Here is a 22,254-nt window from a genome sequence, read left to right on the forward strand (position 1 = left end):
TAGTTACGGAAAGTATCTTAGCCACAATTGTGGCTAAGATTAATAAGCAGAAAATTTTTTCAGAAAAGTGCGGGGGAGGAACTTATTCGATACCTTTACTACGCAGGTAATCTTCGTAGTTGCCGGTGAAGTCGATCACGCGTTCCGGCGTAATCTCAATCACGCGGGTCGCCAGCGAGCTGACGAACTCACGGTCGTGAGAAACAAAGATCAGCGTGCCCTGATACATTTCCAGCGCCATGTTCAGCGACTCGATAGATTCCATATCCAGGTGGTTGGTCGGTTCATCCATCACCAGGATATTCGGTTTCTGCATCATCAGCTTACCGAACAGCATGCGTCCTTTTTCACCACCGGAGAGCACTTTTGCCGGTTTCTTGATATCGTCCTGGCTGAACAGCAGACGGCCAAGGAAACTGCGCACAACCTGCTCATCATCGCCTTCTTGTTTCCACTGGCTCATCCATTCGAAAACGGTCAGATCGTTTTCAAACTCGTATTCATGATCCTGCGCGTAGTAACCAACCTGGGCGTTTTCAGACCACTTCACGGTACCGTTGTCCGGCCGCAAATCGCCAACCAACGTTTTCAGCATGGTGGATTTACCCACACCGTTGGCACCAATGATGGCAACCTTCTCCCCCACTTCCAGCAGCAGGTTGAAGTTTTTAAACAGCGGGCCTTCATCAAAACCTTTCGCCAGCGCTTCCACTTCCAGCGCGTTACGGAACAGTTTCTTATCCTGTTCGAAGCGGATGAACGGGTTCTGACGGCTGGACGCTTTCACTTCGTCGAGCTTGATCTTATCAATCTGGCGCGCACGAGAGGTCGCCTGACGAGATTTAGACGCGTTGGCGCTAAAGCGGCTGACGAAGGATTGCAGATCGGCAATCTGTGCTTTCTTCTTGGCGTTATCGGCCAGCAGACGTTCACGCGCCTGAGTTGCCGCCGTCATGTATTCGTCGTAGTTGCCCGGATAAACACGCAGTTCGCCGTAGTCCAGATCCGCCATGTGCGTACAGACCATGTTCAGGAAGTGACGGTCGTGCGAAATGATGATCATGGTGCTGTCACGCTCATTGAGCGTCTGCTCGAGCCAGCGGATGGTGTCGATATCCAGGTTGTTGGTTGGTTCGTCGAGCAGCAGAATGTCCGGGTTAGAGAACAGCGCCTGTGCCAGAAGCACACGCAGTTTCCAGCCGGGGGCGACTTCACTCATCGGGCCGTAATGCTGCTCTACCGGAATACCGACGCCCAGCAGCAGTTCACCCGCACGCGCTTCCGCAGAATAGCCGTCCATTTCGCCATACTGAACTTCGAGGTCAGCCACTTTATAGCCGTCTTCTTCGCTCATCTCGGCCAGCGCATAAATGCGATCGCGCTCCTGCTTCACTTCCCACAGTTCACCGTGACCCATGATGACAGTGTCAAGCACGGTGAATTCTTCAAAGGCGAATTGATCCTGACGCAACTTACCGATGCGCTCATTCGGATCGAGGGAAACGTTGCCCAGCGTCGGTTCGAGGTCGCCGCCGAGAATTTTCATAAAAGTGGATTTACCGCTACCGTTCGCGCCAATCAGGCCGTAACGGTTGCCGCCGCCAAATTTGACGGAAATATTTTCAAACAGCGGCTTACTGCCGAACTGCATGGTGACGTTGCTGGAAACTAACACTGGCGTATCCTGAAAGAGAAAGAAATATGTGACAAACCGCTTATTATGCCATAACTCTGCAATAAGATCGCGCCGTTCATGCTGCACAGATAAAGTGAAAGCAAAAGGAAAAAAATGTGATTTAGTACACATCCGAATTCCTTGTTGCTCAGAATGCACATATAATGCGTGCCCAACACTACATAAATCTCAACCCACTAGCCTGCCTGGCACTGAATCTCGCATACATGAACATGAATATGAAATTAACAACGCTTTTCGCGGCGGCACTCGCAATAGTTGGTTTTTGTAACACCGCTTCTGCCGTCACGTACCCGCTGCCTACCGATGGCAGCCGTTTGATTGGCCAAAACCAGGTCATCACGATTCCTGAAGGCAACACCCAACCGCTGGAATATTTTGCGGCAGAGTATCAGATGGGTCTGTCTAACATGCTGGAAGCTAACCCAGGCGTGGATACCTTCCTGCCGAAAGGCGGCACCGTGCTGAACATTCCTCAGCAGTTGATCCTGCCGGATACCGTGCATGAAGGTATTGTGATTAACAGCGCCGAAATGCGTCTGTACTACTACCCGAAAGGCACTAACACCGTCATTGTTCTGCCGATCGGTATCGGCCAGTTGGGCAAAGACACGCCAATCAACTGGACCACCAAAGTAGAACGTAAAAAAGCGGGCCCAACCTGGACACCTACGGCGAAAATGCATGCGGAATACCGCGCTGCGGGTGAACCACTGCCAGCCGTTGTTCCGGCAGGTCCGGATAACCCGATGGGTCTGTACGCACTGTATATCGGTCGTCTGTACGCCATCCACGGTACCAATGCTAACTTCGGCGTCGGCTTACGCGTCAGCCACGGTTGCGTGCGTCTGCGTAACGACGACATCAAGTTCCTGTTTGAAAATGTGCCGGTCGGCACCCGCGTACAGTTTATCGATGAGCCGGTAAAAGCCACTACCGAACCAGACGGCAGCCGTTACATCGAGGTACATAACCCACTGTCTACTACTGAAGCACAGTTTGAAGGCGGGGAAATCGTACCAATTACGCTGAATAAGAGCATTACCAGCATCACCGGTCAGTCTGACGTCGATCAGGCCGTCGTTGAGCAGGCGGTACAGAACCGTTCTGGTATGCCGGTTCGTCTGAACTAATCTGCTATACATGCCCGATGGCGCTACGCTTATCGGGCCTACCAACACTGTAGGCCGGATTAGGCGCCAGCCGCCATCCGGCACACCACATCAATTACATCATCAGCAACAAACTATACCCCACCAGCGCCGCCCATATCAGCATCGGCACCGAATACCAATGGAAACGCCACCAGATCCGGCGGTCGTTTGCCATGCGTAAAGCAATAAGATTCGCCAGCGATCCCGGCAACAGCCCAAAGCCACCCACATTGACCGCCCAGGCCAGCAGCAGCGTCGGCGGGACGTAGTTCAGCAGCAAAATCGTACTGGGAACATTACTGATAAACTGCGACAGGCCAATGGCCGTCAACCACAGCCCCGGCGCTGAAAGCGTGCCAATCTGGTGGGTAATCCCCTGCAAGGCCGGGAGTTGCGTCAGTAAGTGCACATCAATAAACATCGCCATAAACACTAATAGCAACGTCCAGTCAACGCTGAGGATCACGCGGCGAGCCAGCACCATGAACCCTGCGGCGACGATCGCCAGACCCCACAGCTCTTGTTTTAACTCCAGTGCCGCCAGGAAGATGATATACAGCGCCAGACAGCTCCACACCAGACGCGGTTGCCAGTCAGGCGCGGACGTACCGGTGTGATAATGCAATGCTTTATTCGGGAAACTGAACCAGCACAGCACCACCAGCGTTAGCATCATGGCTCCCGCAAGCGGCGCCATTTGCCAGGTAAACGCGGCAAATGACAAGCCAGAACGCCCCCACATCAGAATGTTTTGCGGGTTACCTATTGGCGTCAGCAACGATCCGGCGTTAACCGCCAGCGCCTCAAAGATAATCAGGCGATTCACCGGAATAGCGCACAATTTTTTCAGGGTGATCGTCAGCGGAACAACAATAAATAGCGCCACATCATTGGTCAGAAACGTCGACAGCAGCGCCGCCGCCAGCACCATAAATATCGCCAACTGGCGTTCAGTATTGAAGCGGCGGGTCATCTTGCGCCCTAACACATCAAAATAGCCGCTGAGCTCCACGCCTTTGGTCAGTAACATCAGGCCGCTAAGCGTAATAATCGTGTGCCAGTCAATGGCCCCCGGCCACAGCCGGGGCGCAAATGGCGTGAACAGACTCAGTGCAACCCCGACGATGATTAACAGCTGGAAAAAGCGATCGCGCTGCAAAGCGCGTAGTAAAGGGAAACTCATTCAGAGCCTGTTCCTTGCTGTTGCGTAAACCGGCTAAAAGCCTCCAGCGTTTCCTTACTGACGTGATGCTCCATTCCCTCCGCGTCGCGACGGGCAATTTCCGGGCTGATACCTAACATCAACAGGAAATTTTCCACGATCTGATGACGCTCCCGACTCTCCTGAGCCAGTCGTTCACCTTCAGCGGTTAAAAACACACCCCGCCAGGGAATCATTTCAATCAACCCGACTGAAGCAAGGCGCTTAAGCATTTTGGCAACCGTCGGCTGGGAAACCCCAAGCCGCGCGGCCATATCAACCTGGCGCGCCTCCCCCACCTCAATAATGAGATCGGAAATCAGCTCTACGTAGTCATCAATCAGCTCGCGGCGATGCGCCTCCCGAACCTGACGAAATCCTTCAACGTGTTCTTCGACATTCACCAATTGCGTCACTTTTTTTGTTGTTGGCGTACCTGCGCGACGACTCATTCTGCTTCCTCGTTACTGTGACGCGTTAACGGCATCTGATTAGAGAGCGTTCATTGTAAACCAGAGTTGCGCGGGCACAAAAAATTAACGTTTTAGCAATAGCTATATAATATAGCCTGTGCTATATCTGTATATAATAAAGACATCCCTCAAGGACTGATGGGATCGTGAAGTCAGGAGGTTTATATGAATGAATTTAAGAGGTGTATACGCGTGTTTAGCCACTCTCCCTTTAAAGTACGGTTGATGCTGATCTCTATGCTGTGTGACATGATTAACAGCAAACCAGAGCAGGATAAATCCTCAGCAAAATAATGCGGCGTCGCGGTACGCCGCTTCTTTTTCCTGCCGTCACCCGAATAGGGCGATCGTTTTCGTACCAATAACCCTTCTTTTTGTCAGTTTTGCCACGTCCCTCGCAAAACAATTTCTTTGTAGTAGTTGACCTTCTCTTGCGCACACTCTATCTTTTCGCAGCCCTGCATATATTGCGGCTCGCGGATGCGGACCCATTCCCTCTTCTCGCTCTCTCAGGCAGGCAATGACCCTTAGCGCCAGGGTAAGCACATGGCGTTTTTGTAACAGTGGCATATGAATTTAACCCTCAAAGATTCAATCATTGCTCGTAGCCGGGCGATTAGTCCGTGGACTGGCCTCTATTTCTTACAGTCTCTGCTGATCAACCTTGCGCTGGGCTATCCGCTTAGCCTGCTCTATAGCATTGCTTTCACCTGTATATTAATGCTGATGTGGCGCAGTGCGCCGCGCGCGCAGAAAGTGCTGATTGGCATTTGCTCGCTGATTGCGGCAATGTACTTTCCGTTCGGCCAGGCTTACGGCTCGCCAAACTTTAATACGTTGTTGGCGCTGCATTCGACCAACATGGAAGAGTCGACCGAAATCCTGACTATCTTCCCCTGGTACAATTATCTGGTTGGCGTGTTTATTTTTGCGCTCGGCGTTATCGCCGTACGGCGTAAAAAAGACGAGCAGAAACGTCGCTGGAACAAGTACGACAGCCTGTGCTTGCTGTTCAGCATCGTTGCATTCTTTGTTACTCCGGTACAAAACCTGGCATGGGGCGGCGTTTTCAAGTTAAAAGATACCGGTTACCCGGTTTTCCGCTTTGCCAAGGACGTTATCGTCAACAATAACGAAGTGCTCGACGAGCAAGAGCGCATGGCTAAGCTGTCGAGCGTGAAAGACAGCTGGACGGTAACCGCCGTGAAGCCGAAGTATCACACCTACATGGTGGTGATCGGCGAAAGCGCCCGCCGCGATGCGTTAGGGGCATTTGGCGGCCACTGGGATAACACCCCGTTTGCCAGCTCGGTTAACGGCTATATCTTCGCGGATTACATTGCCGCCAGCGGTTCTACGCAAAAATCGCTCGGCTTAACGCTAAACCGGGTCGTCGATAATAAGCCTCAGTTCCAGGATAACTTTGTCACGCTGGCCAACCGCGCAGGATTCCAGACGTGGTGGTTTTCCAATCAGGGACAGATTGGTGAATACGATACGGCAATCGCCAGCATTGCGAAGCGAGCAGATGAAGTTCAGTTCCTCAAAAACGGTGATTTCGAAGCGGACAAAAACACCCGTGACGAGGCGCTGTTGAAGATGACCGCCCAGGTACTGGCCACCGAACGCACTCAGCCGCAGCTCATCGTACTGCATTTAATGGGCTCGCATCCGCAGGCCTGCGATCGTACGCAAGGAAAATACGACACATTCGTCCAGTCGAAAGAGACCTCCTGTTATCTGTACACCATGACGCAGACGGATGACCTGCTGCGCCAGCTTTACGAACAGTTACGTAACAGCGGCAGTAGCTTCTCGATGGTCTATTTCTCCGATCATGGCCTCGCCTTTAAAGAGCGCGGAAAAGAGGTACAGTACCTGGCGCATGACGATCAGTTCCAGCAGAACTTCCAGGTGCCCTTTATGGTACTGTCCAGCGATGACAAAGCGCATCGGGTGATTAAAGCCCGCCGCTCGGCGAATGATTTCCTGAGTTTTTTCTCACAGTGGACGGGGATCAGCGCGGAGGAAATTACCAACAGCTACCGCTTTATCTCTGAGAAAAAAGCCGGACCTGTGTATATCACTAACTTTAAGCTGCAGAAGGTGGACTACAACCACCTTGGTACCGACATCTTTGAGACCAAATCTCGTTAACAGCTCAAATTGCAGGCAAAAAAAATCCGCCTCAGGAGGCGGATTTTTTATATCACCGAAGTGATTAGAAGCGGTAACCAACACCCGCGATCCAGGTACCTACATCAACGCTACGAATACGGCTCTGCTCGTAAGAGAAGTCCAGAGCAACGTTTTCGATCGGGTTGAACTGCACACCGGCACCATAAGAGAAACCGTAATCACTGGTGTCGTGTTTGTCAGCCGGAGAGGCTGCATCCTGGAATTTACCGTAGCCAACACCTACAACACCGTAGACGCTTGCCCAGTCATTCAGACGGTAAGCCGGACCTGCAGTGATGCCGTAGTATTGGGTTTTGTTGTAATCGCCAAACGAGTCGGTACGATCTTTTTCAGTGTAAGTGAAGGAACCGATCACACCCAGCGGGCTGTTGTCCTGCTCGTAACGATACTTCAGGTTGAAACCGTTCATTTTGTTCGCTGCGCCCTGAGCATCGCTCTGAGCGTAACCACCAGTAACGGTAGAAGTAGCAGCTACAGCGGTACCTGCGGAGAAAGCCAGAACAGCGGCCAGTGCTGAAAGACATGCAATTTTTTTCATAACCACCTCAAATGTGCTTCAAGTAAATCTTAAGTTTTAAATATACCAAAAACTGATGGGAAACTCTTTGCGATTCGCGATGTCTAACGAAACTTTTCATGTAACAGAACGTTTCAGAAACCCGCTATCTCTTTCAATTAACATCACTTTTCTAATGATTTATGCCATTATTGCGCGCACAACACGGCATATTCATCCAGATGATTCCTAATCGCGCAGATTATTAATCCATCGTTTTCATGCCATTGTACGGATCTCAGTAATTTTTTTTTCAACGAATACTCAACCAGCCGAGCGTATTTCCATTACACTCGCTGTTTTACTTTTCTATACACAAACTCACGCGCATCGCAGCAAATCTGCGGCGTCCCGCGGGGAAAGGTGTGTAACCATCATTTGACAGGAGAAAGGATGCCGGGGTCGTCACGTAAAGCGCCAGTCTGGTTGCCTATTTTGGTTTTGCTGATAGCTATGTCCTCTATTCAAAGCGGCGCATCGCTGGCGAAATCGCTGTTCCCTCTCGTCGGCGCGCCAGGCGTTACCGCCCTGCGCCTCGCGCTGGGAACGCTCATCCTTATCGCATTCTTTAAACCCTGGCGTTTACGTTTTGCCAAAGAGCAACGTCTTCCCCTGCTGTTTTACGGTTTGTCTCTGGGTGGAATGAACTACCTCTTTTACCTGTCAATTCAGACCGTCCCGCTGGGCATTGCCGTGGCGCTGGAGTTCACCGGGCCACTCGCGGTAGCGCTGTTTTCATCCCGACGTCCGGTGGATTTCATTTGGGTTGCGCTGGCCGTGCTCGGACTGTGGTTCCTGCTGCCGTTAGGTCAGGATGTTTCTCACGTTGATTTAACCGGTGCCGCGCTGGCATTGGGTGCTGGCGCCTGTTGGGCTATCTATATTCTTACCGGGCAACGCGCAGGGGAAGAGCATGGCCCGGCAACGGTCGCAGTTGGCTCATTAATCGCAGCGCTAATTTTCGTGCCGATTGGCGTCATTCAGGCAGGCGATGCGCTGTGGCACTGGTCTATTCTCCCGTTGGGCTTAGCGGTAGCAGTCCTCTCTACTGCGCTCCCCTATTCGCTGGAAATGATCGCATTAACGCGACTGCCTACACGTACCTTTGGGACACTGATGAGTATGGAGCCTGCACTGGCGGCGGTGTCTGGGATGATTTTCCTCGGGGAAACGCTGACGTTTATTCAGACGCTGGCTCTGGGCGCGATTATTGCTGCGTCAATGGGCTCTACGCTCACCATCCGTAAAGACCCGCAAATTAAGCAAGTTGACGTGAATTAACCTGCCAATATTCTGCATGGTTTGCATAATCATGCAGAATATCTTGTTATCTATCCCCACTATTATTATTGCCCTTTACCTCCCGTTGAAGCACGCTATTTATGCTGAGGCATAGCATTAACATAATAATAACAATACACCGCACTAAAATAACTTAGAAGATTGATTTATATCGGTATTTTATATTTTTATTCGCCTCGCTATTAAAGTGATAGGTAACACCGGAAAAATAAAACTGAAATTAGCGCTATACTTATTCTCGTTGAAGATTTGGGACATAAACATCAAGAGGATATGAGATTATGAGTACCGCAAAACTGGTAAAAACAAAAGCATCTGCCCTCCTTTATACCCGTAACGATGTAACAGACAGCGATAAAAAAGCGACCGTTGAACTGTTGAATCAGCAGGTGATCCAATTCATCGACCTGTCACTGATCACCAAACAGGCACACTGGAATATGCGCGGCGCAAACTTCATTGCCGTACATGAAATGCTGGATGGTTTCCGGACTGCACTGACCGATCACCTCGATACCATGGCTGAGCGTGCCGTACAGTTAGGCGGTGTGGCACTGGGGACAACGCAGGTTATTAACAGCAAAACGCCACTGAAAAGCTACCCGCTGGATATCCATAACGTACAGGACCACTTAAAAGAGCTGGCCGAACGTTATGCCGTGGTTGCTAACAGCGTACGTAAAGCGATAAGTGAAGCAAAAGATGAGGATACAGCAGATATCTTCACTGCGGCCTCCCGTGACCTCGACAAATTCTTGTGGTTTATCGAAGCGAACATCGAATAACAGACATATAAGAAATACCTATATTACCCTCGCATTTGCGGGGGTTTTGCACTTCTATGGTGCACAACATTGATCATTCGTCACTCCAAAGTAAATTATTTGTAATAATCACCTCACACAATCGTTAACGAAAGATTGTTTTATCAACAATTTTTACGCTAAATAGTCATACCGTTTGCACCGCGCCCGTCATGCACCAAATGAGTGCCCTGAAACGGTGCAAACAGCCCGCTTTGCCCTACTTATTGTGCAACAAAATGAGACGCCCTCTTGTTAAAACAATGAGTTGCAAAATTGGCACGATTCTTTCATTAAGCCATATGTTCTCGCAGGGGATCGCCCCGTGGATATAAAAGGAAATCCTATGAAGTCTGTATTAAAAGTTTCACTGGCTGCACTTACCCTGGCTTTTGCGGTGTCCTCCCATGCCGCAGATAAGAAACTCGTTGTCGCAACCGACACCGCCTTTGTTCCCTTTGAATTCAAACAGGGCGACAAATACGTTGGTTTTGATGTGGATCTGTGGGCTGCCGTCGCCAAAGAACTAAAGCTGGATTATGAACTGAAACCTATGGATTTCAGCGGCATCATCCCGGCCCTGCAAACTAAAAACGTCGATTTGGCGCTGGCAGGTATCACTATTACCGAAGAGCGTAAAAAAGCCATCGACTTCTCTGACGGCTACTACAAAAGCGGCCTGTTAGTGATGGTCAAAGCGAACAATAACGATGTGAAAAGCGTAAAAGATCTGGACGGTAAAGTCGTCGCTGTGAAGGGCGGTACCGGCTCAGTGGATTACGCAAAAGCGAACATCAAAACCAAAGACCTGCGTCAGTTCCCGAACATTGATAACGCGTATATGGAACTGGGTACCAACCGCGCAGACGCGGTACTGCACGATACACCAAACATTCTGTATTTCATCAAGACTGCGGGCAACGGTCAGTTCAAAGCTGTAGGCGAATCACTAGAAGCCCAGCAGTACGGCATCGCCTTCCCGAAAGGCAGCGACGACCTGCGTGAGAAAGTGAACGGCGCGCTGAAAACGCTGAAAGAGAACGGTACTTACAACGAAATCTACAAAAAATGGTTCGGTACTGAACCTAAATAATAACCGGTAACGTTGCCCGGTGGCGCGATGCTTACCGGGCCTACGCCTGGATTTTTGAGACCTGTAGGCCGGATAAGCACAGCGCATCCGGCGAAATGGGCAATTGAATATTTACACCACGGTAACAGGAACGACATATGCAGTTTGACTGGAGTGCCATCTGGCCCGCCATCCCGCTTTTGATAGAAGGCGCCAAAATGACCTTGTGGATTTCAATCCTCGGTCTGGCTGGCGGTCTGATTATCGGGCTTGCAGCAGGTTTTGCGCGTACCTTCGGCGGTTGGATAGCCAACCACGTAGCGCTGGTCTTTATCGAAGTCATCCGCGGTACGCCAATTGTTGTACAGGTGATGTTTATTTACTTCGCCCTGCCAATGGCGTTTAACGATTTGCGTATTGACCCCTTCAGCGCCGCTGTTGTCACCATCATGATTAACTCCGGAGCCTATATTGCGGAAATCACCCGCGGCGCGGTGCTCTCAATCCATAAAGGATTCAGCGAGGCTGGGCTGGCGCTTGGGCTTTCACGCACGGAGACTATCCGTCACGTAATTTTACCTCTCGCGCTGCGTCGTATGCTGCCGCCGCTGGGCAACCAGTGGATCATCAGCATTAAAGATACCTCGCTGTTTATTGTCATTGGCGTCGCCGAACTGACCCGTCAGGGCCAGGAAATCATTGCCGGTAACTTCCGCGCACTGGAAATCTGGAGCGCCGTTGCGGTGTTCTATCTGATCATTACGCTGGTGCTGAGCTTCATTCTGCGTCGTCTGGAAAGAAGGATGAAAATCCTGTGATTGAATTTAAAAACGTTTCTAAGCACTTTGGTCCAACCCAGGTGCTGCACAATATTGATCTGAACATTGAGCAAGGTGAAGTGGTGGTCATTATCGGGCCATCTGGCTCCGGTAAATCTACCCTGCTGCGCTGCATTAACAAACTGGAAGAGATAACCTCTGGCGATCTGATCGTCGACGGTCTGAAAGTGAACGATCCGAAGGTAGACGAACGGTTAATCCGCCAGGAAGCCGGAATGGTGTTTCAGCAGTTCTACCTGTTCCCGCATCTGACTGCGCTGGAAAACGTCATGTTTGGCCCGCTACGCGTACGCGGGGCGAATAAAGAACAGGCGGAAAAACTGGCCAAAGAACTGCTGGCGAAAGTGGGTCTGGCCGAGCGCGCCCATCACTACCCTTCTGAGCTGTCCGGCGGTCAACAACAGCGTGTGGCTATCGCCCGTGCGCTGGCGGTGAAGCCGAAAATGATGCTGTTTGACGAGCCAACCTCTGCGCTGGATCCGGAACTGCGCCACGAAGTGCTGAAAGTTATGCAGGATCTGGCGGAAGAAGGGATGACCATGGTGATTGTGACCCACGAAATCGGTTTTGCCGAAAAAGTGGCTTCACGCCTGATTTTCATTGATAAGGGTCGTATTGCCGAGGACGGTAATCCGCAGGCCCTGATTGAAAATCCGCCCAGCCAACGCTTACAGGAATTCTTGCAGCACGTTTCCTGATAGCTCTGCCTCCCTTCTCCCGAAGGGAGGTTTTTCACCAGAATCCTCTCATTTCAATTCTCTCCCGCCCTGACATCTATACTTATCCTTTTGAATTTATTTTCTCATGGGAGGAGTCATGCGCGGGATCCTGTTCATCATTGTTTGTCTGTTGAGTCTTCCGACCCAGGCGGTGACGATTCCTGGCATCACCACGCCAACGTCAACCAACGCACAAGCCACACCGGCAAAAGAACCGGATATTGAACAGAAAAAAGCGGCTTACGGCGCACTGGCCGATGTGCTGGAAAATGACGCCTCGCGTCGGGAGCTGATCGGTCAGTTACGCAAAGTGGCCACTGCCCCTCCTGCCGAGCCGGTACCGACCATTGTCCCGCCCACGTTAACGGAAGAAAAAACGGTGCTGGAAAACGTCACGGATGTCACCCGCCACTACGGTGAAGCCCTCTCCAGCCGCTTTGCCCAGCTTTATCGCAATATTACCGATGCCCCGCACAAGAGCTTTAACTCGCAAACGTTCACCAATGCCCTGACGCATTTTTTAATGCTGGCGGTGTCAGTGTTCGGTTTTTTCTGGCTGGTTCGCCTGTGTGCGCTGCCGCTGTATCGCAAAATGGGGCAATGGGCACGACGCAAAAACCGCGAGCGCAGCAACTGGCTCCAGCTTCCGGCGATGATCGTTGGCGCATTCGTTATCGATTTACTGCTGCTGGCGCTGACATTGTTTGTCGGGCAAATACTGAGCGATAAAATGAATGCCGGCAGCCGCACGATTGCCTTTCAGCAAAGCTTGTTTCTCAATGCCTTCGCACTGATTGAATTTTTTAAGGCCATTTTGCGCCTGATTTTTTGCCCGGCAGTGACAGAGCTGCGGCCATTTAATATTCAGGATGCTGGCGCGCGCTACTGGAATCGCCGTTTGAGTTCACTGAGCAGCCTGATTGGCTACGGGCTTATCGTTGCCGTGCCGATTATTTCGAATCAGGTCAATGTGCAGGTCGGTGCGATGGCAAACGTCATCATCATGCTGTGTATCACGCTATGGGCGCTGTACCTGATTTTCAGAAACAAGAAAGAGATAACGCAGCATTTGCTGAATCTGGCGGAAAGGTCCCTCGCTTTTTTCAGTCTGTTTATTCGCGCTTTTGCGTTGGTATGGCATTGGCTGGCCAGCGCCTACTTCATTGTGCTGTTTTTCTTCTCGCTGTTTGATCCCGGCAACAGCCTGAAATTCATGATGGGCGCTACGCTGCGCAGCCTGGTGATCGTCGGGATCGCCGCCTTTGTTTCGGGCATGCTTTCCCGCTGGATAGCCAAAACCATCACCCTTTCACCGCATACCCAGCGCAACTATCCGGAACTACAAAAGAGGTTGAATGGCTGGCTGTCGACGGCGTTAAGCGTGGCCAGGATCCTGACCGTGTGTGTCGCCGTTATGTTGCTACTCAACGCCTGGGGGCTGTTCGACTTCTGGAACTGGCTGCATTACGGCGCAGGCGAAAAAACGGTCGATATCCTGATCCGTATTGCGCTAATTTTATTCTTCTCCGCCATCGGCTGGACGATTCTCGCCAGCCTGATTGAAAATCGTCTGGCTTCCGATATTCATGGTCGCCCGCTGCCCAGTGCACGGACTCGTACGCTGTTGACGCTATTTCGCAACGCGCTGGCGGTGATCATCAGCACGATCACCATTATGATTGTGCTGTCAGAGATTGGCGTCAATATCGCCCCTTTACTGGCTGGTGCCGGGGCGCTGGGGCTGGCGATCTCTTTCGGCTCGCAAACGCTGGTAAAAGATATTATTACCGGGATCTTTATTCAGTTCGAAAATGGGATGAACACCGGGGATCTGGTCACTATCGGTCCGTTAACCGGCACGGTAGAACGCATGTCCATCCGCTCTGTGGGCGTGCGTCAGGACACCGGGGCATACCACATCATCCCGTGGTCCTCGATAACGACCTTCGCCAACTTTGTGCGTGGAATTGGATCGGTCGTCGCCAATTACGATGTAGACCGTCATGAAGATGCGGATAAAGCCAATCAGGCGCTGAAGGATGCAGTCGCTGCGGTGATGGAAAAGGATGATATTCGTGGGCTTATCATTGGCGAGCCGTCATTCGCCGGGATTGTGGGATTAACCAATACGGCATTCACCTTGCGGGTCTCATTTACCACCCTGCCGCTGAAGCAGTGGACGGTACGTTTTGCGCTCGACAGTCAGGTGAAGAAATATTTCGATCTGGCGAACATACGCGCGCCGGTACAGACATATCAGGTCTTGCCTGCACCGGTGAATGGCCCAACGCCTGCGGCAAGCGAACCGCTGCCGCCAACCGAGCCCACGCTTTAGCGTTGACGCGCCATAAAACGGCGACGCTGATCGTTATCCATAAAGGTCCAGGCAATAAAGCGGCTCTGCTTTTGTCCCTGGGCCATCTCTTTCTTCACCACTTTCACCGCGCCCGCGTCCGTTAACGCGTGATACAGCGGAGGCAAATTCTCGCCACGCGAAACCAGCGTGGTGAACCACATTACCTGGCGACCAAAGGCCTGGCTTTCGGCGATCATTTTTTTGATGAACGCCACTTCACCACCTTCACACCACAGCTCCTGCTGCTGGCCGCCAAAGTTCAGCGCATCATCTTTGTCTTGCCCCAGATTGCGGCGTTTGCGCTCGCTTCCGGCACGGGCAGAGGCAGCAGAATCATGGAATGGCGGATTACACAATGTAGCTTCATACTGCTCATTTTTGTGAATGATGCCATTGAAGATAGCCGAAGCATCTTTCTGACGACGCAAACGAATCGCCCGGGTTAAGCCAGGGTTGCCATTGATAATTGCCTGAGCGCTGCTAAACGCTTCGCTACTGGTTTCGCTGCCGGTAAAACGCCAGCCATATTCATGCACGCCAATCAGCGGGTAAATACAGTTTGCCCCTACGCCTATGTCCAGGATGCTCGCATTTGCCGGAATGGTTCCGGTAGTTTCACCCAACAGGTCGGCCAGATGGTGAATGTAGTCCGCACGACCCGGAACCGGCGGACACAGGAAACCTTCCGGGATATCCCAGTTTGCCACCGCATAATAATGCGCCAGCAGTGCTTTATTGAGCGCCTTAACTGCCTGCGGATTCGCGAAATCAACACTCTGCTCGCCGCCTGGCGTGAGGGTGAGAAATTGCGTCAGCTCTGGGGTAACCTGGCATAACGTCGCAAGATCATAACGGCCATTGTGGCGGTTGCGTGGATGTAATCCCGGTTTCTGGGGGGGCATAGCATTCTCCTTTTAACAGCGGCGTAAGATACCCGCATAACGCCACGGGGTAAACATACACAGCAGGGAAATTTCATTTTTTATGCGAATTCTATCGTTCAAAAAACAGCCTGTTGTTGGTCGATTTTTTGCGGCAAATGCCCTGCAATGACGGCCTAAACTTATCAGGCACGATCTGTTGTTTCTCAGAGGATATCATCATGAAGAAATGCCTCACATTCCTTGCCGCTACCGTACTTACCGGCATGACATTTGCGACTTTTGCTGCACAGCCCAATACCAGTCCTGCCACCGGTCCACTACAAGCCTCCGGTACGATTTCCGTGGGCGGAGCATCAAGCCTGGATGACCTCGAAGGTAAGCTGGCAGAAAAAGCAAAAGAGCAAGGCGCGAAAGGTTTTGTGGTTAATTCCGCTGGCGGTAAAAATCAGATGTACGGTACAGCAACTATCTATAAGTAACTCTCCCTCAGCTCAACTGCATTCGCCCTGAATGCAGTTTGCTGTCCTTTCTTTCTGATATCCCCTGCGTGAACTGTAACCGCCATGTTGGAATTTTGAATCCAATGTAAATAAATGTATTTATTTTTGAAGTAATGAATGCTAAAACGTCTCACTGATTAGCAATGATTATCAAAATCATTATCAATTACACATTCATTTTCGCGAGACCTGCAGGGTACAACATCCACAGAGATGTCCCTTCGCGTGAATGAAACCTTCTACTCAAAAATAATAAGTCACTTATTAACATGGATAAAAATCGCAACTTGCCGTCCAGTAGTTTTCATTCACTGACTTTTTTTGCTGGTCTGTGCATTGGCCTGTCTCCGCTAGCCCAGGCTGTCGCAGCAGGCGATCAGGATAAAAAACAAGAAGATACGTTGGTCGTTGAAGCGGCTAAACCTTCGCTGTATGCGCCTACGCAGTCTGCCGACCCTAAATTCTCCCGCCCTGTGGCGGATACCACCCGCACCATGACGGTGATTTCTGAGCAAGTGATTAAGGATCAAGGCGCAACAAATCTGACCGATGCGCTGAAAAACGTACCGGGCGTTGGCGCGTTTTTCGCCGGTGAAAACGGCAACTCCACCACCGGTGATGCGGTTTATATGCGTGGTGCAGATACCTCGAACAGTATTTATATCGACGGTGTTCGTGATATCGGCAGCGTCACGCGCGATACCTTCAATACCGAACAGGTCGAAGTGATCAAAGGCCCTTCCGGCACCGACTATGGGCGTAGCGCGCCGACGGGCTCCATCAATATGATCAGCAAACAGCCGCGCACCGACTCCGGGATCGATGCGTCGGCCAGCGTCGGCAGCGCCTGGTTCCGCCGCGGCACGCTGGACATTAATCAGGCCATCGGTGACACCACCGCAGCACGTTTAAACCTGATGGGCGAAAAAACACATGATGCCGGTCGCGACAACGTGAAGAATGAACGTTACGGCGTGGCCCCCTCTCTCGCTTTTGGCTTAGGCACTGAGAACCGACTGTATCTGAACTATCTGCACGTTACTCAACACAACACACCGGATGGAGGCATTCCCACCATCGGCCTGCCGGGATATTCCGCGCCTTCCGCAGGGACGTCTGCACTGAATCATTCAGGAAAAGTGGATACGCATAACTTCTACGGCACCAACTCGGATTACGACGATTCGACGACCGATACCGCGACAATGCGTTTTGAACATGATCTGAACGACAGCACCACGATTCGCAACACCACCCGCTGGTCTCGTATTAAACAGGATTATCTGATGACGGCGGTGATGGGCGGTGCGTCTAACATTACGCAACCCACCAGCAGCGTCGACACCTGGACATGGTCACGCCTGGCAAATACCAAAGACGTCAGTAACAAAATCCTGACCAACCAGACCAACCTGACCTCAAAATTTTATACCGGGTCCATCGGTCACGACATCAGTACCGGTGTGGAGCTGACGCGCGAAACACAAACCAACTATGGCGTAGCCCCGATCACCCCGCCGCCGGTTAATATTTATCACCCCAACAGCGACGTGAATATCGGCGGATTATCGCGTAACGGCGCCAACGCTAACGGGCAAACCGACACGTTTGGCGTATACGCTTTTGATACGTTACAAATTACCCGTGAGTTTGAGCTGAACGGTGGTATTCGCCTCGACAATTACCGCACTGAATATGACAGCGCCACCGCTTGCGGCGCTTCTGGCCGTGGTGCAGTTGCATGTCCGACAGGCGTCGCCAAAGGTTCTCCGGTTACGACCGTGGATACTGCCAAATCAGGCAATCTGGTGAACTGGAAAGCAGGCGCGCTGTATCACCTGACCGATAACGGCAATGTCTACATTAACTATGCCGTTTCTCAGCAACCGCCGGGCGGCAGTAACTTTGCCCTTGCGCAGGGCGGAACCGGTAACAGCGCAAACCGTACCGACTTCAAACCGCAAAAAGCGAAAACCAGCGAGATCGGCACCAAATGGGAGGTGCTGGATAAGCGCCTGCTGTTAACCGCCGCGATTTTCCGTACGGATATTGAAAATGAAGTAGAGCAGAACGACGACGGAACATATTCTCAGTACGGGGAGAAACGCGTTGAAGGCTACGAACTCTCTGTAGCAGGCAACATTACCCCCGCATGGCAGGTTATTGGGGGATACACCCAGCAACGCGCCACGATCCACAGCGGCAAAAACGTTGCTCAGGATGGTTCTTCTTCCCTGCCCTATACGCCGGAACATGCGTTCACGCTGTGGAGCCAGTATCAGGCTACCGATGATATTTCCGTTGGTGCGGGCGCACGCTACGTGGGCAGTATGCATCGCGGTTCGGACGGCGCCGTGGGTACGCCATCTTATACTGAAGGTTACTGGGTCGCCGACGCCAAGCTGGGTTATCGTGTGAATCGCAATCTCGATTTCCAGCTGAACGTCTATAACCTGTTCGACACCGATTATGTATCCTCCATTAACAAGAGCGGATACCGTTACCATCCGGGCGAGCCAAGAACCTTCCTGCTCACCGCCAATATGCATTTCTGATCCATCTCGTGGGGCGTAAGCCCCACTTTCAGGAGAAACACTGATGATGTACCACATTCCCGGCGTTCTGTCGGCGCAGGATGTTGCCTGGTTTCGCGAACAACTGGACGCTGCCGACTGGGTTGATGGCCGCGCAACCACCGGCGCTCAGGGCGCACAGGTAAAAAACAACCAGCAGGTGGATACGCAAAGTGAGCGTTACGGCATTTTGCAACAGGCGGTACAAACCGCGGTGAATAACAGCCCGCTTCTCTTCGCCGCAGCATTACCGAAAACGCTCTCCACACCGCTGTTTAATCGCTACCAGGACCACGAAACCTACGGTTTTCACGTTGACGGCGCGGTACGTAGTCATCCGGAAAACGGCTGGATGCGCACAGACCTTTCCGCCACCTTATTCCTCAGTAATCCCGACGATTATGCGGGAGGAGAGCTGCTGGTCAATGACACCTACGGCCAGCATGCGGTGAAACTTCCGGCAGGCGATCTGGTGCTTTACCCTTCCAGCAGCTTGCACTGCGTTACGCCGGTAACCCGTGGGGTTCGTGTGGCATCCTTTATGTGGATCCAGTCGATGATCCGTGACGATAATAATCGCGCCATGCTTTTTGAACTGGATAAAAACATTCAGTCCCTGAAGGCACGTCATGGGGAAAGTAGCGAGATCCTGTCATTACTCAATCTCTACCATAACCTGCTGCGCGAATGGTCTGAAATCTGATACCGCTGATGCGTGGTCGTTTTTCGCCCATCACATTCGCTATACTTATTCTGTAGACATCAGCAGGAGGTACATATGGCATCCGGATGGGCAAATGACGACGCAGTTAACGAACAGATCAACAATACTATTGAAGATGCTGTTGCCCGCGCCCGCGGTGAGTTACCGACGGGGGAAAGTCTGTATGAATGTGAAGAATGCGGCAATCCTATCCCACAGGCCAGGCGTGAGGCAGTACCTGGCGTACGCTTGTGTGTCGCATGCCAGCAGGATAAAGATTCACATAGTTCTACATTTTCAGGATATAATCGCAGAGGTTCGAAAGATAGCCAGCTACGTTGACTCATCTTTACCAAAAGTTTCAGCGCATACGATTTCCTTTACGAGCACGCTTTTTCGCACTCTGTGTGGCAAAATGTGCCGTTGTTGGTTTCTCTGTAAAGCGTAGTGACAAGAACTGTAAATCCTTCGTCTGAATTTATTAATATTCAATAAGTTATTTGTCATTCAATTTTTTTGATTGATGTCGTCAATTCTATTCGATTTTCTCTCACCCAAAAAAACGTGATACTTATCACATCGACGGAACAACGTCTTCTTAACAGAACATCGACTAACCGAATAAACCTGCGAGAGAAAAATCATGAAAAACATTAAATTTGCTGTTGCTGCTATCGCCCTGTCTACCCTGTCATTTGGCGTTTTCGCTGCCGAGCCGGTTTCCTCCACTCAGGCACAAAGCATGAATAAGATTGGTGTAGTTTCTGCTGATGGCGCCACCACGCTGGATGGCCTGGAAGCCAAACTGGCTGAGAAAGCGGCTGCTGCTGGTGCATCTGGTTACAGCATCACTTCCGCTGTCGGTAAAGACAAAATGAGCGGCACCGCGGTTATCTATAAATAACCGAAAGATTACCTGTACGACCCAATGCTCCAACCCTCATTGACCCTGTTTGTTACCCTTTGTTTGCCCGTCCGCCACTGGACGGGCTTTTTTTTGCTTAGTATTCCAGCCGTTGACGGAATTCCTGCAACACGGCGTCCGGCATGCCTATTTGCAGGGCCGCCTCGCAAATCGCCTGCCAGCTTCCGGTATCCAGCGGAATACCTTTTTCCAGCCGTTCCTCGCGAGTATTCACTTCCCACTCCCCTGGCAACAGGATCGGGGCATCTTCAGCATGCGGGGACGCTTTCACCCATTCAGCAAATGCCGCAACCTGGTTGTCACAGTCCGGCGCGCCAAACAGTTCCGGATTCATAATAATTGTGGTCATACAGTTAATGATGGCGTCCGGGCTGGTCTGCAGGCTCTCTTCATGCGTGGTTTTACCCCCTGAAAGCGCACCACCCATAATTTCGCACATCGCGGCCAGCGCATAACCTTTGTGTTGGGCAAACGTGAGCAACGACCCCAGCGGAGAGACCTGCATCACGGCAGGATCGGTTGTGGGCATCCCGTTTGTATCAATCAGGCATCCCGGAGCCACCGGCTCCCCCTTGTGCCATGCCACCCGGGTTTTGCCAAACGCGATGGCACTGGTTGCATAGTCGAGCAATAGCGGGAAGGTATTTTTACGCGGAAAAACAACACAGAAGGGGTTGGTGCCAAAACGACTATCGCGGCCATGAAACGGTGCGACCATCGGGATCCCGACCACACTCACAAAATGCACTGAGACAAAACCTGCCGCCGCACATTGCTCCGCCCAGTAGCCAATACGTCCGATATGATGCGAATTATGTAATGCCACGGCGGCGATACCGTGCTGGCGCGCTTTTTCAATCCCCAGCGTGATTGCTTCGTGCGCCGCCACTTGGCCAAAGGCACTATCGCCATCAAGCGTAATCACCGCCCCCGCATCTTTAACCACTTTGGCATGACGATTGATCTGCAGATGTCCCTGCGAGAATGAGCGAATATAGCTTGGGATCATGCCGATGCCGTGGGAGTCATGACCGGCGAGGTTAGAGGCAATCAGATGATCGGCCACCAACTGCGCTTCCTGTTTATTGCTTCCCATCTGGTGAAACACGGCCTGGATAAAGGCGTGCAGCGTTGGCACATGGAAGCGATGTCCACTGTTCATTGTTATCTCCTGTTGTGTCGCGTGTTGATTGTGTTTCTTATTATTCAACAAACTATGCTGCGCCACGGCGCTCAGGAGGTCAATAAACGTGCAGAAATTTCACGTTGATGAAAAGAGAGAACCGACAGGCCTGGTAAATGGCCCGCCGGAACAACAAATGGATTAGAAACTTTGCTCGACGCGAGCAAGTCCTTCATCCAGCGTCGCGGATTCACCGGTTGCCACCAGGCAGCAGGCCATCTGGATTTTCAGCGATGCCGGAACCGGCTCACTGCCAGCCAGACAACGCTCAATCCAGCGTGCGGTGGTTTCCGGGTCTTTTGCCACCGGCAGCGGTACCGGCTCGTCAGGCATCTCGCTCTGTCGGTCCTGTAGCACTCGCACGCCGGACGAATCTATCAGGCTTATCTGCGGGCAGCGCTGCGGGTTGGCATACACTTCGCCCTCGGTACCGTGCATCAACAGGCCGCGCCCACCGATATCGCCGAAGAACTTCGCCACACGCGAGACGTATTCCGGGTGGGAAACGCTGGAAAGACGCAGCGCCGCATCTTCTGCAAACGGCGTGGCTAATTTAGCCAGCGTGTGGGCACTGTTACGCACGCCCATGCGCCAGCGCATCGCCAGCTGTTTTTCCAGCGGAGGGCACAGCGCGCTTACCGGGATAAACACCGGCTGATGACCATCCAGTTTTGCCTGTGCCTGCCCGGCATGCAGCGTCGGCGCAATCCCCATCAGTTCAAAAATGGTTTCTGTCAGCACGCGGGTAGGATCCTCGCTGACGCCATGCACCACCACCGGGAATCCCAGCTTATGCAGTAAAATCGCCAATAGCGGCGTCAAATTCGCCTGCTTGCGCGCGCCATTGTAACTGGGGATAACAATGGGCATGGGTTTGGCAACTGGCGGCGTCAGGCGAATGGTGTGGTTTTGCATCGCTTCATAAAAGCCCAGCATCTCCGCTTCTCCCTCTCCTTTAATGCGCAACGCAATCAGCACGCCGCCCATCTCAAGGTCAGGGACATCGCCATTCAGCATATGGGTATACAGTCCGCGAGCAGTATCCTGGTCCAGGTCACGCGCGTGATTTTTACCTCGCCCAATCTCTTTGATGATTTTGCGGTAATCCATCGATAA

General features: G+C 51.8%; 21 protein-coding genes. 14 read left to right on the forward strand and 7 right to left on the reverse strand.

All coding sequences use genetic code 11. The annotated features are described in order from the left end of the window. Window positions 1-82: 82 nt before the first annotated feature. Window positions 83-1,675: an ABC-F family ATPase gene (locus tag IB196_RS15090; RefSeq protein WP_005123661.1), complete on the reverse strand. Its 1,593-nt coding sequence runs from the start codon at window positions 1,673-1,675 to the stop codon at window positions 83-85. Between the two features lie 233 nt (window positions 1,676-1,908). Here IB196_RS15090 and ldtB point away from each other — a divergent pair, with 233 nt between their 5' ends. Beyond that, window positions 1,909-2,829 carry a L,D-transpeptidase gene (gene ldtB / locus IB196_RS15095; RefSeq protein ID WP_003035268.1) on the forward strand — a complete coding sequence of 307 codons (921 nt, stop codon included), beginning with the start codon at window positions 1,909-1,911 and terminating at the stop codon, window positions 2,827-2,829. A 94-nt stretch (window positions 2,830-2,923) separates the two neighbouring features. Here the strand turns inward: ldtB and IB196_RS15100 are convergent, their stop codons facing one another. Next, window positions 2,924-4,033 (reverse strand): anion transporter, encoded by a 1,110-nt coding sequence (locus IB196_RS15100; RefSeq protein WP_188231822.1) that lies wholly within the window; start codon window positions 4,031-4,033, stop codon window positions 2,924-2,926. Then, entirely contained in the window at window positions 4,030-4,503 is a 474-nt protein-coding gene (mntR, locus tag IB196_RS15105) for a manganese-binding transcriptional regulator MntR (RefSeq protein WP_003035264.1), read from the reverse strand. Before mntR ends, IB196_RS15100 begins: the two co-directional genes overlap by 4 nt. 186 nt (window positions 4,504-4,689) lie before the next feature. Here mntR and mntS point away from each other — a divergent pair, with 186 nt between their 5' ends. Together mntS and IB196_RS15115 are read left to right on the forward strand one after the other, a co-directional pair. Beyond that, window positions 4,690-4,818 (forward strand): manganase accumulation protein MntS, encoded by a 129-nt coding sequence (mntS, locus tag IB196_RS15110; protein WP_005123669.1) that lies wholly within the window; start codon window positions 4,690-4,692, stop codon window positions 4,816-4,818. A 276-nt stretch (window positions 4,819-5,094) separates the two neighbouring features. Further along, window positions 5,095-6,681: a phosphoethanolamine transferase gene (locus IB196_RS15115; protein WP_040230439.1), complete on the forward strand. Its 1,587-nt coding sequence runs from the start codon at window positions 5,095-5,097 to the stop codon at window positions 6,679-6,681. 64 nt (window positions 6,682-6,745) lie between these two features. Here IB196_RS15115 and ompX read toward each other — a convergent pair whose 3' ends face one another. Next, window positions 6,746-7,261, reverse strand: a complete 516-nt coding sequence (gene ompX / locus IB196_RS15120; protein WP_005123672.1) for an outer membrane protein OmpX — start codon at window positions 7,259-7,261, stop codon at window positions 6,746-6,748. A gap of 411 nt (window positions 7,262-7,672) precedes the next feature. Here ompX and rhtA point away from each other — a divergent pair, with 411 nt between their 5' ends. From rhtA to ybiO, 6 genes are all read left to right on the forward strand, one after another. Further along, window positions 7,673-8,560 (forward strand): threonine/homoserine exporter RhtA, encoded by an 888-nt coding sequence (gene rhtA, locus IB196_RS15125; protein WP_005123676.1) that lies wholly within the window; start codon window positions 7,673-7,675, stop codon window positions 8,558-8,560. A 302-nt stretch (window positions 8,561-8,862) separates the two neighbouring features. Continuing rightward, window positions 8,863-9,366: a DNA starvation/stationary phase protection protein Dps gene (gene dps, locus IB196_RS15130; RefSeq protein ID WP_005123679.1), complete on the forward strand. Its 504-nt coding sequence runs from the start codon at window positions 8,863-8,865 to the stop codon at window positions 9,364-9,366. 364 nt (window positions 9,367-9,730) lie between these two features. Beyond that, window positions 9,731-10,477, forward strand: a complete 747-nt coding sequence (gene glnH, locus IB196_RS15135) for a glutamine ABC transporter substrate-binding protein GlnH (RefSeq protein WP_188231821.1) — start codon at window positions 9,731-9,733, stop codon at window positions 10,475-10,477. 137 nt (window positions 10,478-10,614) lie between these two features. Continuing rightward, on the forward strand, window positions 10,615-11,274 hold the full coding sequence (gene glnP / locus IB196_RS15140; protein ID WP_005123684.1) for a glutamine ABC transporter permease GlnP: 660 nt from the start codon (window positions 10,615-10,617) through the stop codon (window positions 11,272-11,274). Beyond that, complete coding sequence (glnQ, locus tag IB196_RS15145; protein ID WP_005123686.1) at window positions 11,271-11,993, forward strand: glutamine ABC transporter ATP-binding protein GlnQ; 723 nt, start codon at window positions 11,271-11,273, stop codon at window positions 11,991-11,993. Before glnP ends, glnQ begins: the two co-directional genes overlap by 4 nt. A 118-nt stretch (window positions 11,994-12,111) precedes the next feature. Further along, window positions 12,112-14,349: a mechanosensitive channel protein gene (gene ybiO / locus IB196_RS15150; protein ID WP_188231820.1), complete on the forward strand. Its 2,238-nt coding sequence runs from the start codon at window positions 12,112-12,114 to the stop codon at window positions 14,347-14,349. Here ybiO and rlmF read toward each other — a convergent pair. Further along, complete coding sequence (gene rlmF / locus IB196_RS15155; protein WP_005123691.1) at window positions 14,346-15,272, reverse strand: 23S rRNA (adenine(1618)-N(6))-methyltransferase RlmF; 927 nt, start codon at window positions 15,270-15,272, stop codon at window positions 14,346-14,348. The genes ybiO and rlmF overlap by 4 nt on opposite strands. A 200-nt stretch (window positions 15,273-15,472) precedes the next feature. Between rlmF and mcbA the strand changes: the two genes are divergently transcribed. From mcbA to ybiJ, 5 genes are all read left to right on the forward strand, one after another. Further along, window positions 15,473-15,733: a DUF1471 family periplasmic protein McbA gene (mcbA, locus tag IB196_RS15160; RefSeq protein WP_040230433.1), complete on the forward strand. Its 261-nt coding sequence runs from the start codon at window positions 15,473-15,475 to the stop codon at window positions 15,731-15,733. A gap of 290 nt (window positions 15,734-16,023) precedes the next feature. Continuing rightward, on the forward strand, window positions 16,024-18,309 hold the full coding sequence (locus IB196_RS15165) for a catecholate siderophore receptor Fiu (protein ID WP_149692122.1): 2,286 nt from the start codon (window positions 16,024-16,026) through the stop codon (window positions 18,307-18,309). A 43-nt stretch (window positions 18,310-18,352) separates the two neighbouring features. Beyond that, window positions 18,353-19,030, forward strand: a complete 678-nt coding sequence (gene ybiX, locus IB196_RS15170) for a PKHD-type hydroxylase YbiX (protein WP_188231819.1) — start codon at window positions 18,353-18,355, stop codon at window positions 19,028-19,030. 75 nt (window positions 19,031-19,105) lie between these two features. Beyond that, window positions 19,106-19,372, forward strand: coding sequence for a DksA/TraR family C4-type zinc finger protein (locus tag IB196_RS15175; protein ID WP_188231818.1), 267 nt, complete (start codon window positions 19,106-19,108; stop codon window positions 19,370-19,372). A gap of 301 nt (window positions 19,373-19,673) precedes the next feature. Next, complete coding sequence (ybiJ, locus tag IB196_RS15180; RefSeq protein WP_005123702.1) at window positions 19,674-19,934, forward strand: DUF1471 family protein YbiJ; 261 nt, start codon at window positions 19,674-19,676, stop codon at window positions 19,932-19,934. Between the two features lie 97 nt (window positions 19,935-20,031). Here ybiJ and IB196_RS15185 read toward each other — a convergent pair whose 3' ends face one another. Beyond that, a complete protein-coding gene (locus tag IB196_RS15185) occupies window positions 20,032-21,117 on the reverse strand; it encodes a malate/lactate/ureidoglycolate dehydrogenase (protein WP_155020846.1) in 1,086 nt (361 codons plus the stop codon). A 162-nt stretch (window positions 21,118-21,279) separates the two neighbouring features. Further along, on the reverse strand, window positions 21,280-22,248 hold the full coding sequence (gene ybiB / locus IB196_RS15190; RefSeq protein ID WP_188231817.1) for a DNA-binding protein YbiB: 969 nt from the start codon (window positions 22,246-22,248) through the stop codon (window positions 21,280-21,282). Between the last annotated feature and the right edge of the window lie 6 nt (window positions 22,249-22,254).

The sequence above is a fragment of the Citrobacter sp. C6_1 genome (assembly GCF_014596835.2).
In the GTDB taxonomy this organism is placed as follows: Bacteria; Pseudomonadota; Gammaproteobacteria; order Enterobacterales; family Enterobacteriaceae; genus Citrobacter; species Citrobacter pasteurii.

What these genes read in the sequence shown, in the direction of transcription:
- IB196_RS15185 (WP_155020846.1), bottom strand. Translation starts at nt 21,117, where the DNA reads ATGAACAGTGGACATCGCTTCCATGTGCCAACGCTGCACGCCTTTATC.
- ybiO (WP_188231820.1), top strand. Translation starts at nt 12,112, where the DNA reads ATGCGCGGGATCCTGTTCATCATTGTTTGTCTGTTGAGTCTTCCGACC.
- IB196_RS15175 (WP_188231818.1), top strand. Translation starts at nt 19,106, where the DNA reads ATGGCATCCGGATGGGCAAATGACGACGCAGTTAACGAACAGATCAAC.
- IB196_RS15165 (WP_149692122.1), top strand. Translation starts at nt 16,024, where the DNA reads ATGGATAAAAATCGCAACTTGCCGTCCAGTAGTTTTCATTCACTGACT.
- rhtA (WP_005123676.1), top strand. Translation starts at nt 7,673, where the DNA reads ATGCCGGGGTCGTCACGTAAAGCGCCAGTCTGGTTGCCTATTTTGGTT.
- dps (WP_005123679.1), top strand. Translation starts at nt 8,863, where the DNA reads ATGAGTACCGCAAAACTGGTAAAAACAAAAGCATCTGCCCTCCTTTAT.
- mcbA (WP_040230433.1), top strand. Translation starts at nt 15,473, where the DNA reads ATGAAGAAATGCCTCACATTCCTTGCCGCTACCGTACTTACCGGCATG.
- mntS (WP_005123669.1), top strand. Translation starts at nt 4,690, where the DNA reads ATGAATGAATTTAAGAGGTGTATACGCGTGTTTAGCCACTCTCCCTTT.
- IB196_RS15100 (WP_188231822.1), bottom strand. Translation starts at nt 4,033, where the DNA reads ATGAGTTTCCCTTTACTACGCGCTTTGCAGCGCGATCGCTTTTTCCAG.
- ybiB (WP_188231817.1), bottom strand. Translation starts at nt 22,248, where the DNA reads ATGGATTACCGCAAAATCATCAAAGAGATTGGGCGAGGTAAAAATCAC.
- rlmF (WP_005123691.1), bottom strand. Translation starts at nt 15,272, where the DNA reads ATGCCCCCCCAGAAACCGGGATTACATCCACGCAACCGCCACAATGGC.
- ldtB (WP_003035268.1), top strand. Translation starts at nt 1,909, where the DNA reads ATGAATATGAAATTAACAACGCTTTTCGCGGCGGCACTCGCAATAGTT.
- glnP (WP_005123684.1), top strand. Translation starts at nt 10,615, where the DNA reads ATGCAGTTTGACTGGAGTGCCATCTGGCCCGCCATCCCGCTTTTGATA.
- IB196_RS15115 (WP_040230439.1), top strand. Translation starts at nt 5,095, where the DNA reads ATGAATTTAACCCTCAAAGATTCAATCATTGCTCGTAGCCGGGCGATT.
- ybiJ (WP_005123702.1), top strand. Translation starts at nt 19,674, where the DNA reads ATGAAAAACATTAAATTTGCTGTTGCTGCTATCGCCCTGTCTACCCTG.
- glnH (WP_188231821.1), top strand. Translation starts at nt 9,731, where the DNA reads ATGAAGTCTGTATTAAAAGTTTCACTGGCTGCACTTACCCTGGCTTTT.
- mntR (WP_003035264.1), bottom strand. Translation starts at nt 4,503, where the DNA reads ATGAGTCGTCGCGCAGGTACGCCAACAACAAAAAAAGTGACGCAATTG.
- ompX (WP_005123672.1), bottom strand. Translation starts at nt 7,261, where the DNA reads ATGAAAAAAATTGCATGTCTTTCAGCACTGGCCGCTGTTCTGGCTTTC.
- ybiX (WP_188231819.1), top strand. Translation starts at nt 18,353, where the DNA reads ATGATGTACCACATTCCCGGCGTTCTGTCGGCGCAGGATGTTGCCTGG.